The organism is Streptococcus sp. SCPM-O-B-15304 (M98), from assembly GCF_058200215.1.
The window spans coordinates 129656-144750 of record NZ_JBYQGQ010000005.1; the positions used below are offsets into that span (position 1 = coordinate 129656).

The following is a 15095-nucleotide window of genomic DNA, read 5'->3' on the forward strand; positions in this document are numbered from 1 at the left end:
AAGCGCTTAAATGAAGTATTAAAAAACGAAGTTTAAAAAGATAAACCTCGTTTTTATTTTCTTTATTGTTAGTTTGTCGCTAGAATATGTCGCAATTGCACTGCACTAGGAGAAACAATTGGCAAAAAGGCGCCTTCATTCCAACGACGTATGAAACCGGATGTCGATTTACTAAAATATCCTCTACCGCCACCAGCTTGTAGTTCTAACAAGAGACTTTGAGCAACAACATCAACAATATCAATTCGTAACTGGAATAGCTCACGCGGATTTCTAACGAAATAGGACTCTTCAGATAGTCCTTGATAGAGAGAATGTCGAATATCATCTAACTGTTCGACCTGATGCTGCCATTCTTCCTTCAAGATACCTCGTTTCCCCAATTCTTTTTCGACTTCTGAGAGTGAACGTTCAGCCAAACCAAAGGCTAGGCCAAATTGGTAGCCTAAAAAGGCTGGACGATTTTGCGCTAAAAATTGATGAGCATCCCTCGATAGAATCCACTCTTCCTTTAAAGATACCTTGTTAAAAGTCAGAGCTGCTGTATTCCCTCCTTGGAGAGAAACAAATTCCAAATCTTCGGAACGACTAAAGTTTTCTGCGTCCGATGGTACAGCTACTACGTAACTTTGACTCGGGTCATCTGCAAATCCTGCTACAAAAATAGTAAGAAAGCGATCCCTACGTGCATTGGTTACCCAAGGAAGTCGTCCTTTTAGGTAATAATTCCCATTTTCTTCAAGGATTCGAACATTTAGTTCTTCTAAGTCAGATAGATACTTGACTGCATTAGATAAGGCCGTAGCACCTGCATATTCTCCTGATAAGAGTTTTTCCAAGTAAACTTCTTTGAAATAAGCATTATCAGTATGTAGAATGTTGTCTATTAAAGTTCGTTGCCCCCATGAGATAAAGGAGGCTGTTAAGGAATGTTGAGCGAGTTCAGCAAGGATATCGATAACATCTTGATCATTTCCACCTAGCCCTCCAAGAACTTTGGGAACCCCTACACGAAAGGCGCCTTCTGCAGCAATTTTCTCAATCAGTTCTTCTCCAGCTTGACATGATTTTTTGTCAATTTCATCGGCGTGCTGGTCTAACCAGCTTAAAAATTCTTCTGAAAAAAATCCCATACTCTACCCTCCTCTTATGCATAAGGTTGTAATTCTGGATTAATCGGTGTGTTAGCTAGGTTGTTAGCATAGTTACAAAGACTTGCTAGACTGACACCGAGAACAACATCCAAGGCATTTTCTTGCGTATAGCCAGCTTCAAGGAATTCTCCAAGAGCTTCATCTCCTACGCGCCCTTTGGTATTGATGACTGCCAAGGTAAACTTAGCTAGGGTATCCAGCTTAGGATCGCTTTCGATTGGGGTACGATTGCGAAGAGCTTGGAGAAGGTCATCATTCATCTGGATTTGCTTGATAGAAAAGGCTGTGTGACCAGCGACGCAGAAGGCACAACCATTAGTTACGGCTGCAGTGATTTGTACCACTTCGCGCTCTACAGGTGTTAGACTGTTGCGACGGTTAATAGCGCCGACAGTGCGATAAGCCTCTAGGGCTGTAGGGGCATTGGCCAAAAGACCGATTAGATTTGGGATATAGCCATTGTTGTCCTTTTGTACTGTTTCAAGAACTTCTTTCACTTCTGCTGGTGCTGATTCTACTGTGTGGATAGTAAATGTTGTCATAAGGGGACCTCTTTTCATTTTGTAATTAAATGGTTTCTGCGAAAATCTTACGAAATCTCATCAGCCTATTGAACAAATCCTTGCCTTGATTGATGACTCATTAGCTTTTCATTGACAATAAGTCTAACACAGAATCTATACCTTGCATAATATATATTTTAAATTGCACTGATAAAAAATTTTTATGAAAACAAAAAAATCACACCAGATGTGTGATCATACTGTTAATTTATCTAATGCTTGTTTCTTAAAACTAAGATGGACTCTACTAGCAAACAGAATATAGCCAAGCCAAAGCCAGTAAATACTCCAAAATATTCTGTGATGGTACTCATTAGAAAAACAGAGGCAGAAAAGGCCAATGTAGAGACAACTTCGATAACGGAGTAAACATTCACAAGTTCCTTCTCATCAACCGATTCCTGTAATAATACACTCTCAGGGACTTCCTTAATCTGAGATAGAAAACCAATGACTAGAGATAGGAATAGAAAAATAGATTCATTTGGAAATAACACTATCAACAGAGTTACTAGTGCTGTAGCTAACAAAGAAAAGGTCATAGTTTGATATTTATAGGTAACAACTTTCTCTGCTAGACGGAAGATAATAGCTCCTCCCAAGATAATCCCCAAGGAATAGGCTGTATTGACGTAGCCCCAATAGCTTTCTGACTGATGTAAAATTTCAGTCACAAACACAAGTAAAACAGAAGATACCCAGATAGCATTGGCTAGAATTTCTAAAAGATTGGCTTGGACAATAAAGCCTAATCTTGATTCTTTAGTCACCAATCGCCAGCCTTTTGTTAAAGTTTCAAGACTTGTTTCAGAGGACAACTCTTCTTTTTCTACAAGTGGCAAGCCAAACATCAAAATCGTCGAAATTGTAAACAAAACTAACACAATGAGCAGGCTAGGATTCATTCCCAGACTCGCAAATAAGAAACCTCCTAAGCCCCAACCAACTAGTTGTACACTTTCACTACTCATAGAAATAGCTGCGTTCGCTTTAGCTAAATCTCTCGCATAGCGTGGAACAATCGCATAGGAAACGGGCGCTGCAAAACCATCCAAAACGGAGATTAAGGTAACAATAGCATATAAAAGAGGGAGGGAAATAGTTTCAGATTGCTTGAGTAGAAAAAACAAAATCGCTAGCAGAATCGTCTTACCAAATTGAGTCAAGAAAAGAACACGATTTAAAGCTAATCTCTTCGTTACTAATGGAACTAAGAAACTAGCTAAAAAGGAGGATAGTCCAATCAGAATTGGTACTAGAGAGGTTGAAATGACCGAACCAGATAAGACAAACACATTTGCAATCACAATGACTCTAAAAAAGACATCTGCTAGATTCGCTATTCCCTGTGAAGTCACTAATTTTCGAATATCTTTTGACATAAACACCTCCAGTTTATTTCTCTTTCGCACATAGATGAAAAAAGACATTTCAGAACAAAAACAGATTTATGCTGACTATTATACAATAAATAAAAGTGCAAATAAAGGATATCATTAAAGAGGTACTATTGAATTTCATTCATCTTATGACATAATACTCTTCGAAAATCTCTTCAAACCGCGTCAACGTCACCTTGCCGTATATATGTTACTGACTTCGTCAGTTCTATCTACAACCTCAAAGCAGTGCTTTGAGCAACCTACGGCTAGTTTCCTAGTTTGCTCTTTGATTTTCATTGAGTATAAAATAAAAGACTAGCCCTAGTAGTGAAAAAACTAGCATCTCACAAACAGATGCTAGTCTTATCTATAAATGGTAATATCAATCTTACATTATTTATCAAAATACTTCTTCGTCTCAGCGATAACGACTGGTGATAAGGCTAAGAGTGCAATCAAGTTTGGTAGAGCCATGAGGGCATTAACAATATCCGCAATGACCCAGACCATATCCAGCTCGATAAATCCTCCCAGCAAGACCATGAGTACAAAGACCACACGATAAAGCCAGATAAAGCGAACGCCAAAGAGAAATTCAAAACAACGCTCTCCGTAATAGTTCCATCCCAAAATCGTAGTAAAGGCAAAGAGTACCAAGAAGACCGTTAAAAGAGCAGGTCCAAAGAAAGAAAATACTGTAGAAAAAGCGGACTGAGTGAGGGCAACGCCATCTAAATTACCATTCCAAACCCCAGTCACCAAGATTGTCAAACCAGTCAGGGTACAGATAATCAAGGTATCAATAAAGGTTCCTGTCATAGAAATCAAACCTTGCTCCACCGGTTCGTTCGTCTTAGCTGCCGCAGCCACAATGGGAGCTGAACCCAATCCAGACTCGTTTGAGAAGACACCACGCGCCACACCATTTTGAATAGCCATCCGAACACTAGCTCCTGCAAATCCTCCCACTGCAGCTATGGGACTAAAAGCTGATGTGAGAACCAGTGAAAGTGTTGCCGGTACTTTATCGATATTAAAGAAAATAACTGTCAAGGTTCCCAAGATATAGACAATAGCCATAAAAGGAACAACTGTAGTAGAAACTTTCGAAATAGATTTGAGTCCACCAAAGACCGCAATCCCAACAAATATTGAAAGGACCAAAGCAGTAATGGTCGGTGACAAGCTGGTTGTATTTTGTATAGACTCTGTGATGGAGTTGACCTGAGTAAAGGTACCAATCCCTAAGAGAGCTACCAAAACACCTGCCAAGGCAAAGAGCATCGCCAAGGGGCGCCACCTTTCTCCCATACCTAGAAGGATATAGTGCATAGGTCCTCCTGCTACCGCACCATGATCATCCTTAGTACGGTATTTAATGGCAAGTAGGCCTTCTGCATACTTGGTTGCCATTCCAAAGAAAGCAGCCACCCACATCCAAAAAAGAGCACCTGGTCCACCAACCTTGATAGCCGTTGCAACCCCGATAATATTTCCTGTACCAACAGTTGCTGCGAGGGCTGTACATAAGGCAGCAAAGCTCGACACATCCCCATGCCCCTTATCCTTGGTAAAAATAAGCTGGAAGGCCTTAGGAAGACGCAGGATTTGTAAAAGCCCTAAACGAAGAGTCAAGTAAATCCCTGTACCAACCAATAAAATTAAAAGGGGTGGTCCCCATACTAGAGCATCCAGCTCTTTTAGCAAATTTAACATCCTTTTCTCCTATCTATTCAACCCCAAAAGAAAGAGCACATGTTAAAAACATGTACTCTGGAATGCATCGATAAATGCCAAAAAGCGCTCTATCATTGCTCTGTCCTTTTACCTGAGAGTTTGAGCAGTTGCCTGCCTTGCCCCTTCGGTGCCTTTACGGTCTCTCCAGAGTTCCGTCCATTTACAGTCATGAAAAATCAAACGATTTTCCACTTCTATTAAACTTCATTCGGTGTTGTATTTAATTTTTATTTATTTTACAAGAAAATTTAGCTCTTGTCAATTATTTTCAGAAAATTTTATTATAATTTTCATTCGTTTCGCTTTATCCCTTAAAGGTTACAATGGTTGCGCCAGATCCGCCTGCATTTTGTGGTGCATAGCCAAAGCTCTTGACTTGTTTATTTCTTTGTAGGTACTTAGTCACCCCTTCACGGATGACTCCTGTACCGATACCATGGATGATGTCAACTTGGGCCATATTGTTGAGCAGGGCTTGGTCGATAAAGGCATCCAAGGCTTCCATAGCCTCCTCGTAGCGTTTGCCACGAAGGTCTAGTCGAGCTTGTGGACCTTTTCCTGCTGCACGTTTAACGACGTTAACTTGTTTCTTCTTGACTGGCGCTTCTTTCTGGGCTTGAACCAAGTCAAATTCTTTCTCTTCAAGCGTCATCTTAATCAAGCCGACTTGAGCTTCCCAACGGCCATCCTTGAGTTGATTGGTCAAGGTACCACGTTGACCATAGCTTAAAACAATAATATCATCTCCAACTTTTGGAGCTCGTTTCTTCTTAGCTTTTTGGAGAACCTTATTTTTAGAAAGGTCAACTTTTTCAGGAGCTAATTTTTTGAGTTTAGCCTTGGCTTCGATAATCTCATGTGGTTTTAGTTGAGATTTACTGTGAAGATTTTTAAGTATATCATCACTCTCAGCTAGGGCCAAATCAACAATCTCAGCAGCTTGCTCACGCGCCTTATTGAGTTCTGTTTCCTTTTCACGATTGAGCTCGTTATAGAGTTTTTTAAGCGCACGGTTCATCTTGAGGTTTTCTTGCTCGACTTGGCGAATATTCTCAAGACGTTTCCGGCTTTCAAGTGTTTGTTCTTCCAATTGCTCAATGATGCGATTGACATCATTGTCTTGATTAATCTGCTTGCTGGCATCACCTACGATGACATCTGACAAGCCTAGACGTTTGGCAATTTCAAAGGCATTGCTTCGACCTGGAACTCCCTGCATAAAGCGATAGGTTGGGCGCAGGCTAGCTGTATCAAATTCCATACTAGCATTCTGAACATAGGCAGTTTCAATACCATAGGCTTTAAGTTCAGGATAGTGAGTGGTTGCCATGGTCTTGACCTGACGCAGGCGTAAGTCTTCTAGGATAGACATGGCAAGGGCTGCACCTTCTTGGGGATCTGTTCCTGCTCCAAGCTCATCCAGTAACAAGAGCGAGTTTTGGTTGACCTTACCCAGAATATCGACGATATTGGTCATATGACTAGAGAAGGTTGAGAGACTTTGCTCAATGGACTGCTCGTCTCCGATATCTGCGAAAATCTCCTCGAAAATCCCTACACGACTACCCTTATCAGCTAGGATAGGCAAACCAGACTGAGCCATCAACTGGGTCAAACCTAAGGTCTTGAGCATAATGGTCTTACCACCTGTATTAGGACCCGTGATGACAATAGCTGTTAATTCTTTGCCGAAGTGCACATCATTTGCGACTGCATTTTTTACAAGAGGATGACGAACGTGAAGCAGTTGAATCTCCTGTCCCTCAGACACTTGAGGTACTACTGCCTCCGTCTCTTGGATAAAGCGAACCTTAGCCCGAATCAGGTCCAAATGTCCGATAATCCAAGCATCATTTGCAATTTCAGCTGCGTGTGGTCTTACTCGTTCAGAGAGTTCTTGGAGGATACGCATCATCTCATAGCGTTCATCTGCACGAAGACTTGCGATTTCCTCACTTAACTTGACTACTTCACGCGGTTCGATATAGACAGTGTTCCCGCTGGCAGAAATATCATGAACGACCCCAGCAATCTTGTTACGGTAGGTATTCTTAACTGGAAGAACTTGGCGACCATTTCTACTTGCGATGATACCTTCAGTCAGCATCTGAGCTTTTTGTTTGAGAAGGTCTTGCAGGACATCACGGACTTGACTTTCACTATCATGGATTTTTCGACGGATTCGTGCCAAATCCTCACTAGCAAAGTTCTCAATAAATCCAGCTTCGTTGATGGCTTGTAGATTTCCCTGTAAATGTGGGAAGTCATGAAGTTTCTCAAACCAACTTGCCAGGTGGTCTAAACGTACATTTTCAAGATTGTCATAAAAATTCTGCAATTCACGACTGGCAAAGATGACACGCTTGAGAAGGAGAAATTCCTCGATGTTGAGATCAGCACCCATTTCCAAACGTTTGGAAGTCGCTGCAATATCTTTTGTTGCAGAAATGCTGAAATGAGGATGCTCGACAAAGAGTTCTTGCATTTCCTTCATCTCTGCAAAAGCTTGCTTAATCTTGTCTCCTTTATCAGTCGGAGCAAGTTCTTTCAACTGCTCTAATCCTTGCTCGGTCAAAAGATGAGGTTCAAATAAAGCCTTAACCTTATTAAATTCTAATGTTTCTAGTATCTTTTTATTCATTTTCTTTTCCTTCGTAATGAGCGAACAATTTTTCAAATTTTCACTCTTTTCAAAAAGGCTCCTAAACTATTGATACTCAATGGAAATCAAAGAGCAAACTAGGAAGCTAGCCGTAGGTTGCTCAAAGCACTGCTTTGAGGTTGTAGATAAGACTGACGAAGTCAGTCACATATATAATCCAAGGCGAAGCTGTCGTGGTTTGAAGAGATTTTCGAAGAGTATGAAATTGTAAACAAAAGGCTAGGAATTGTTCCCGCCCTTTTTATCCGATTATTTTGGTTACCCAGAGTTGTTTAATCACATGACTAGTGATGGGAACACTCTGGATAATATGTTTAGCTACAAAACTGTTTTCAAGTGAATTTTGAACAATTTGTAAAGGAACAGTTGCAAGAATAGTCAGTATCATCTGGAGGACAAATAAGGTCACAGCCACTGATAAAACTCCTGCGCATATACGGAAATATTGACCCGCTAGCTTTTTAGTCGGTAGAAGATTAAGAAAGAGACCCAGCAATCGACCGAAGCAGTAAAACACCGTAAAGGCTAAGAGATAACCAAGACCTGCATAAAAGACTTTGTCCAGCTGGAAAAGTTGATTCGACGGGAAAAAGAAGGTTCCCTGCCCTTGCTGTGGACTTGCATATGGGATCAACAAATCAAATTGTTTCCCTAAAGATTGATAAAAATTTCCTGCAAGAAAAGCTGAAATCACAGTTGCTACAAAATAGTAAATCTGGAGAACTAAACTTCTACGGTAACCGATATAAAAGCTCCATGCAAGAACCAATAAGAGAAGGACGGAAATCATAGCGAATCCTCAGCCTTGCTCTGTTCTTGTTTTGCTGCTACAACCTGATGACGGAGAGCTTCTAATTCTTGCTCCTTATCATCAAATTCAATCTCACGACTGAGTTGAGTTGACAAGCTATTGACTGCTAATAAAATAGCGATTGTCTCATCATCCGCTCCAGGCATCTGCTCTTTAATTGCTTCATATTTTTCTGTTGCGACCTTGGCAATTTCCTCCATAAAGAGGTTGTCATGCTCAGTTGTTAGGGTCAATGTTTTTTTGCCGAATGTAAACTTGTATCGATTTAAATTTGCCATAAAATTCACCTCACGATATTATACCAAATTTCACTAAGTTTGTCAGTTTTTACCAATTCTACAGCTTTTATGGTACAATAAGAACTATGGCAAGTATTACATTAAACCCGAGTGAAAAGGAAATCCAAGCCTTTGTTCAGCAATATGAACAGGCACTGACTCCTAGTAAAAATCCTTATATTCGCTACTTTTTGAAGCTTCCCCAAGCTAGTGTTTCCATCTACACTTCTGGAAAAGTCTTGCTACAGGGAGAAATGGCTGAAAACTATGCCAGTTTTTTTGGTTATCAGGTCAGTCAAGGAACTAGCGGACAAAATTTCCCCTTGATTGGAACAGATGAGGTGGGGAATGGTTCCTACTTCGGTGGTCTGGCTGCAGTTGCATCCTTTGTGACTCCTGACCAACATGACTTCCTACGAAAATTAGGTGTAGGGGATTCTAAGACTCTGACAGACCAAAAGATTCGTCAGCTTGCCCCTCTGCTTAAGGAGAGAATCCAGCACCAAGCGCTGCTTCTTTCTCCAAGTAAGTATAATGAAGTCATTGGGGAGCGCTATAATGCCGTTTCCGTCAAGGTAGCTCTGCACAATCAAGCGATTTTTCTCCTCCTTCAAAAGGGAGTCCAGCCAGAAAAGATTGTGATCGATGCTTTTACGAGTGCTCAAAACTATGAGAAGTACTTAAAAAATGAAGCCAATCATTTTTCTAATCCAGTCAGCCTAGAGGAAAAAGCTGAAGGTAAGTACTTGGCTGTCGCAGTAAGTTCTATCATTGCGCGTGATCTCTTTCTAGAAAATCTCGAAAATCTGGGTAGAGAACTTGGTTATCAACTTCCAAGCGGGGCTGGAACAGCTTCTGATAAGGTAGCTAGCCAAATCCTTCGTGCTTATGGTATGCAGGGACTCAACTTCTGCGCCAAACTACACTTTAAAAATACTGAAAAAGCAAAAAAAATGCTAGAAAGGTAAATTATGAAATATTTAAAATCATTTTTAAAAGAGTGGGGAGTTATCTTCCTACTTATTACACTAGTAGGTCTTAGCCGTCTCTTTCTCTGGAGGAATGTCAGTGTAGAAGGACATTCCATGGATCCTACCCTGGCAGATGGGGAAGTCCTCTTTGTCGTTAAACATCTCCCAATCAATCGTTTTGATATTGTGGTTGCTCATGAAGACGATGGGAACAAGGATATCGTTAAACGGGTCATTGGTATGCCAGGAGATACTATTCGTTATGACAATGATAAACTCTATATTAACGGTCAAGAAACTGATGAGCCCTATTTAGCAGAATACCTAAAGCGTTTCAAGGAAGATAAACTCCAAAGCACTTATACTGGAACTGGTTGGGATGGTAAAAAGGGAGAATACTTTAGAACTTTAGCTCAAAAGGCTCAGGCCTTTACCCTAGATGTTAATTACAACACTAGCTTTACCTTCACTGTACCAGAGGGTGAATACCTCCTACTGGGTGATGACCGTCTGGTATCTAGCGACAGTCGACATGTTGGTACCTTTAAAGCAAAAGATATCACCGGAGAAGCCAAATTCCGCTTCTGGCCACTCAAGCGTATCGGAACATTTTAAAAACTAAGAAGAGGCCGAGAATTTTCTATCTCAGCCTCTTCTCATTCTATTTTGACTAAATCTGGGATACATTTTCTCAGACACTATTGTAAGGAATTTTATGGAAGTTTATTTTTCAGGCACCATTGAACGCATTATTTTTGAAAATGTCAGCAATTTTTTCCGTATTTTACTCCTAGATATTGAGGATACCAATGCTGAAGACTTTGATGATTATGAAATCATTGTCACAGGTACTATGGCTGATATCATTGAAGGAGAGGAATACACCTTTTGGGGACAAATTGTCCAACACTCCAAGTATGGGGAACAGCTACAAATGACTCGCTATGAGAGAGCCAAGCCGACTAGTAAGGGCTTGGTCAAGTATTTCTCCAGTAGCCATTTTAAGGGAATTGGACTCAAAACAGCTCAGAAAATTGTAGATATTTACGGAGATAACACTATTGACAAAATCTTAGAAAATCCAGACAAACTCCAATCAATCTCTGGACTCTCTGCTAAAAATCGTGAAGCCTTCGTCTCAACTCTTCGTCTAAATTACGGAACAGAGATGGTCTTAGCCAAGCTAGCCAACTACGGCATTCCTAATAAACTGGCCTTTCAGATTCAAGACTTTTACAAGGAAGAAACGCTAGAGATTGTCGAGAATTATCCCTATCAACTGGTCGAGGATATCAAGGGCTTGGGATTTACCATCGCTGACCAATTAGCCCAAGAATTGGGGATTGAGAGCCAGGCTCCCGAGCGCTTCCGTGCTGGTCTCGTCCATAGTCTCTTTCAAGGTTGCATGGAAACGGGAGATACCTATATGGAAGCTAGAGACTTGTTGGAGCAAACCCTCAACCTTCTTGAATCCTCCCGTCTAGTCGAACTAGAGCCGAGTCAAGTTGCCCAAGAGCTTGCTTATCTGATTGAAGAAGATAAGGTCCAGCAGATTGATACCAAAATCTTTGATAATAGCCTCTTTTTTGCAGAAGAAGGGATTCGCAGCCATCTCATCAGAATCCTCGAAAAAGGTCAGAGTAAAAAACAGGATCTAGAAACCATTCAAGAACATATCGCAACTGTTGAGGAAGAACTGGGGATTGAGTATGATAGCATTCAAAAACAGGCCATCTGCGATGCTATCCAGAACAAGGTCTTTATCCTTACAGGTGGACCTGGTACAGGTAAGACTACTGTTATCAACGGCATTATAGCTGTCTATGCTCTCTTAGAAGGGATAGACCTCAAGAAAAAGAGCAATCTGCCCATTCTCCTAGCTGCTCCCACCGGTCGCGCAGCCCGTCGCATGAATGAGTTAACAGGCTTGCCTAGTGCAACTATTCACCGCCACTTGGGTATGACTGGAGACGACGATACCAGCCATCTGGAAGATTATTTGGATGCTGACTTTATCATTGTTGACGAGTTTTCCATGGTAGATACTTGGCTAGCTAACCAGCTCTTCTCCAATATCTCCTCTAACAGTAAAATCCTTATCGTTGGTGATAGCGATCAGTTACCTTCTGTCAGTCCTGGTCAAGTCCTAGCAGATTTACTCCAGATACCAACCATCCCTCAAACACGTTTAGAAAGAATCTACCGTCAGAGCGAAGAATCAACCATTGTCACTCTTGCAAGTCAGATTCGTCAAGGAATATTACCTGCAGATTTTACCCAGAAAAAAGCAGATCGCTCCTACTTTGAAATCGCTAGTAACCATATCCCTGCTAGCATTGAAAAAATCCTAGGTGCTGCTATCAGAAGTGGGATCCCTGCTCGTGATATTCAGGTTCTTGCCCCTATGTACCGTGGAACTGCTGGTATTGATGCCATCAACCAGCTCATGCAAGACCTACTCAATCCTCCACAAAAAGACCAGCTTAGCTTTGAAGCTCCTCAGTGTCACTATCGAACAGGAGATAAGGTCATTCACCTAGTCAACGATGCAGAGGTCAATGTCTTTAACGGAGACTTAGGCTATATCACAGACTTGATTCCAGGAAAATACACTGAATCCAAGCAGGATGAAATTATGATTGATTTTGATGGCAATGAGGTCTCCTATCCTCGAAATGAATGGTACAAGATTCGCTTAGCCTATGCCATGAGTATCCACAAGTCTCAGGGTAGCGAGTTTCCCGTCGTTATTCTACCTATTACCAGTGCAAGCAAGCGCATGTTAGAGCGCAATCTCATCTACACTGCTATTACTCGGGCCAAAAGCAAGCTGATCCTACTAGGTGAATTACAGGCCTTTGACTATGCAACTCAACATATCGGAACGGCTCGTAAGACCTATCTAATTGAACGTTTCGATGACCTAATGGAGGATGCCGAGGAAACAAACCAACTTGCTACCGATATTACAACTTCAACAGATTCTGAACAATCCTACATCCTAACCGAGGACAACTGGTCTAATATCCCAGCCATGATTGGGATTACTGAAGAAGACCTGCAGGAGTTTTTCGGAAAATAAAGCATAAGAAAACCCACCGAATCCGGTGGGCTTTTATCTTGTAAAGATTATTTTACTGTTGCAGTGCTTGTGATCAATTCAACAGCTTTTTTCAGTGCAATATCGTGTTTCAACATTTCAGCTGAAAGCAAGCTTTGTACTTGTGCAACTTCCATGTTGTAGTCTGCAGCCAACTGCTCGATTTCTTTTTGGATTTCTTCTTCTGAAGCGTCAAATCCTTCAGCTTTCGCAACTGCTTCGATAACAAGGTTAGTCTTCGTACGTGACTCAGCTTCTGCTTCGTATTGTTTGTGAAGGTCTTCTTGAGTAGTTCCAGTGATTTGGAAGTACATGTCAGGGTTGATACCTTGACGTTGCAAGTTTCCAAGGAATTCATTTACTGAACGGTGAACTTCTTCGTGGATCATTTCTTCTGGAAGTTCTACGATTTCAGCGTTTTCTACAGCTTTATCGATTGCTGCACCTTCAACTGCATCCTTGTATGCTTCTTCTTTAGCAGCAGCCAATTCGTTGCGGTATTTTTCTTTCAATTCAGCAAGTGTTTCAACTTCTTCATCGATGTCTTTTGCAAGTTCATCGTCAAGAGCTGGAACTTCTTTAGCTTTTACTTCGTGGATAGTTGTTACGAATTTAGCTTCTTTACCAGCAAGGTCTTCTGCTTGATAGTCTTCTGGGAATGTTACGATAACATCAACAGTTTCACCAGCTGAATGTCCAACTAATTGGTCTTCGAAACCAGGGATGAATTGACCTGAACCAAGTCCAAGTGAGAAGTTTTCACCTTTTCCACCGTCAAATTCAACACCGTCGATAGAACCAACAAAGTCGATAACAACAGTGTCGCCGTTTTCAGCAGCAGCTTCTTTGATCACCAATTCAGCCAAGTTGTTGCGTTCGCGTTCGATACGCTCTTCAACGTCAGCATCTGTTACTTCTTTTTCTACATCAACTGATACTTCAAGGTTTTTGTAGTCACCCAATTTAACTTCTGGTTTTGTAACAACTTCAGCAGTGATAACCCAGTCTTGACCTTTTTCCATTGAAGTTACGTCAATTTTTGGTTGTGCAACGACTTCAAGACCAGCTTCTTTTACAGCTGCTTCATAAGCGTTTGGCAAAAGAGCGTTCATAACGTCTTGGTAAAGTGACTCTTCACCAAATTTTTGGTCGAAGATAGGACGTGGAAGATGACCTTTACGGAAACCAGGAACATTAAGAGATTTCTTTACTGAGTTAAATACACGATCCAATTCTGGTTTGATTTGGTCTTGAGAGATAGTGAAAGTCAAGACACCACGGTTTGTTTCTTTGTTTTCAAATGATACAGACATTCTGTCATTTCTCCTTAAAATTTTTTTAAATACAGTCTATTATAACATTTTCCATTGATAAAAGCTAGACTAATGCAGATAAATCTGGCTAAAACACATTTTTTATAATTTTCTATCTTAGTCTACTCAGGAAAATTTAGTAAATTTTTGACATTCTGGAGTTAGTTTTTAGCTAGTATTTCCAAGTATTATTATTTTAATTTTGAATATTCTTTGAGAGTATATTTTCAATTGCATAAAGTGTTCCACATAAAAAATTAAGTTTGATTCATTTTGAGTATTACACATACAAAATTATCTCTATAAAGTATTGTAAGGTAATATTGAATACCAAATTTGATAACTAAAAAGAAGACAAACATTCTTAAAATGTTTGTCCTCTTAATGCTATAGACTCTATCATCTAGTCCGAAGTAATTTCAATAGGATTAAATTTTTATTTTAATCTTCTTTTTTCTTACGAACTACAAGTCCAAATCCACTCATTACTCCAAGAAGTCCAAGTGCTGCTAAGCTAGTATGATCTTCAGTACCAGTATTTGGCAACTGAGGAGTATTTTCTTTAGCAGAGGTTGGTTTCTCTGGAGCTACTGGTTTCTCTGGAGCTACTGGTTTCTCTGGAGTCACTGGTTTCTCTGGAGTTACTGGTTTCTCTGGAGTTACTGGTTTCTCTGGAGTCACTGGTTTCTCTGGAGTTACTGGTTTCTCTGGAGTTACTGGTTTCTCTGGAGTTACTGGTACAATTGGAACGTAGATGATTGGTGTGTCATCACCTGGGTTTGTTGGAAGGTTTGGAAGTTCCTTACCTGGTTCTACTGGTTTACCTGGTTTGCTTGGATCTTTTGGATCTGGCAAGTATGGTTTGTAGCCTGGTACGTCTGGAACAACTGGTTTTCCTGGTTTTGTTGGATCTGTTGGATCATTTGGATATTTCACATCTGGTGTTGATGGGAATTTAGGATCATCAGATTTTGGAACCAAGCTTCCAAGTGGTTTATAGGTAACAATCTCTACTACTTCAGGATTTTCTGGAGTAACTGTCTTACCACCGGCTTCTGTCTTATCAGCGTAGTAACCTGGAATTACTGGAACAGATACCTTACCGTAAGTATGGCTCTTTTCAT

At 40.7% G+C, this 15095-nt stretch carries 12 protein-coding genes and 1 riboswitch; of the genes, 3 read left to right on the forward strand and 9 right to left on the reverse strand.

Annotation, left to right across the window (positions count from 1 at the left end):
• Positions 1-68: 68 nt before the first annotated feature.
• The 7 genes from AC3E7H_RS04705 to AC3E7H_RS04735 all read right to left on the reverse strand — a co-directional run bounded on the left by AC3E7H_RS04705 (position 69) and on the right by AC3E7H_RS04735 (position 8587).
• A complete protein-coding gene (locus AC3E7H_RS04705) occupies positions 69-1133 on the reverse strand; it encodes an acyl-CoA dehydrogenase family protein (protein ID WP_414257893.1) in 1065 nt (354 codons plus the stop codon).
• Positions 1134-1147: 14 nt separating this feature from the next.
• Entirely contained in the window at positions 1148-1696 is a 549-nt protein-coding gene (locus AC3E7H_RS04710) for a carboxymuconolactone decarboxylase family protein (protein WP_045763587.1), read from the reverse strand.
• A 233-nt stretch (positions 1697-1929) separates the two neighbouring features.
• On the reverse strand, positions 1930-3099 hold the full coding sequence (locus AC3E7H_RS04715; RefSeq protein WP_490676189.1) for a ryptide export MFS transporter: 1170 nt from the start codon (positions 3097-3099) through the stop codon (positions 1930-1932).
• 393 nt (positions 3100-3492) lie between these two features.
• Positions 3493-4815 carry an alanine/glycine:cation symporter family protein gene (locus AC3E7H_RS04720; protein ID WP_490676190.1) on the reverse strand — a complete coding sequence of 441 codons (1323 nt, stop codon included), beginning with the start codon at positions 4813-4815 and terminating at the stop codon, positions 3493-3495.
• Positions 4816-4905: 90 nt separating this feature from the next.
• Positions 4906-4994, reverse strand: a riboswitch (glycine riboswitch).
• Between the two features lie 146 nt (positions 4995-5140).
• Entirely contained in the window at positions 5141-7477 is a 2337-nt protein-coding gene (locus AC3E7H_RS04725; RefSeq protein ID WP_049527430.1) for an endonuclease MutS2, read from the reverse strand.
• 262 nt (positions 7478-7739) lie between these two features.
• The gene (locus AC3E7H_RS04730) at positions 7740-8288 is read right to left on the reverse strand and encodes a CvpA family protein (protein WP_490676191.1); all 549 of its coding nucleotides are present in this window, start codon (positions 8286-8288) and stop codon (positions 7740-7742) included.
• Positions 8285-8587: a cell division protein ZapA gene (locus AC3E7H_RS04735; protein WP_490676192.1), complete on the reverse strand. Its 303-nt coding sequence runs from the start codon at positions 8585-8587 to the stop codon at positions 8285-8287. The genes AC3E7H_RS04730 and AC3E7H_RS04735 overlap by 4 nt, the downstream gene beginning before the upstream one ends.
• A gap of 86 nt (positions 8588-8673) precedes the next feature.
• Here AC3E7H_RS04735 and rnhC point away from each other — a divergent pair, with 86 nt between their 5' ends.
• The 3 genes from rnhC (at position 8674) to recD2 (ending at position 12640) form a co-directional block, all read left to right on the forward strand.
• Positions 8674-9555, forward strand: coding sequence for a ribonuclease HIII (rnhC, locus tag AC3E7H_RS04740; RefSeq protein ID WP_490676193.1), 882 nt, complete (start codon positions 8674-8676; stop codon positions 9553-9555).
• Positions 9556-9558: 3 nt separating this feature from the next.
• Complete coding sequence (gene lepB / locus AC3E7H_RS04745) at positions 9559-10173, forward strand: signal peptidase I (protein WP_049527421.1); 615 nt, start codon at positions 9559-9561, stop codon at positions 10171-10173.
• A 100-nt stretch (positions 10174-10273) separates the two neighbouring features.
• Positions 10274-12640 (forward strand): SF1B family DNA helicase RecD2, encoded by a 2367-nt coding sequence (recD2, locus tag AC3E7H_RS04750; protein WP_490676194.1) that lies wholly within the window; start codon positions 10274-10276, stop codon positions 12638-12640.
• Between the two features lie 47 nt (positions 12641-12687).
• On the opposite strand, the gene tig is transcribed toward recD2, so the two are convergent.
• Together tig and AC3E7H_RS04760 are read right to left on the reverse strand one after the other, a co-directional pair.
• Entirely contained in the window at positions 12688-13971 is a 1284-nt protein-coding gene (gene tig, locus AC3E7H_RS04755; protein WP_490676195.1) for a trigger factor, read from the reverse strand.
• A gap of 441 nt (positions 13972-14412) precedes the next feature.
• On the reverse strand, positions 14413-15095 hold a 683-nt coding region (locus tag AC3E7H_RS04760), incomplete at its 5' end, for an LPXTG cell wall anchor domain-containing protein (RefSeq protein WP_490676196.1).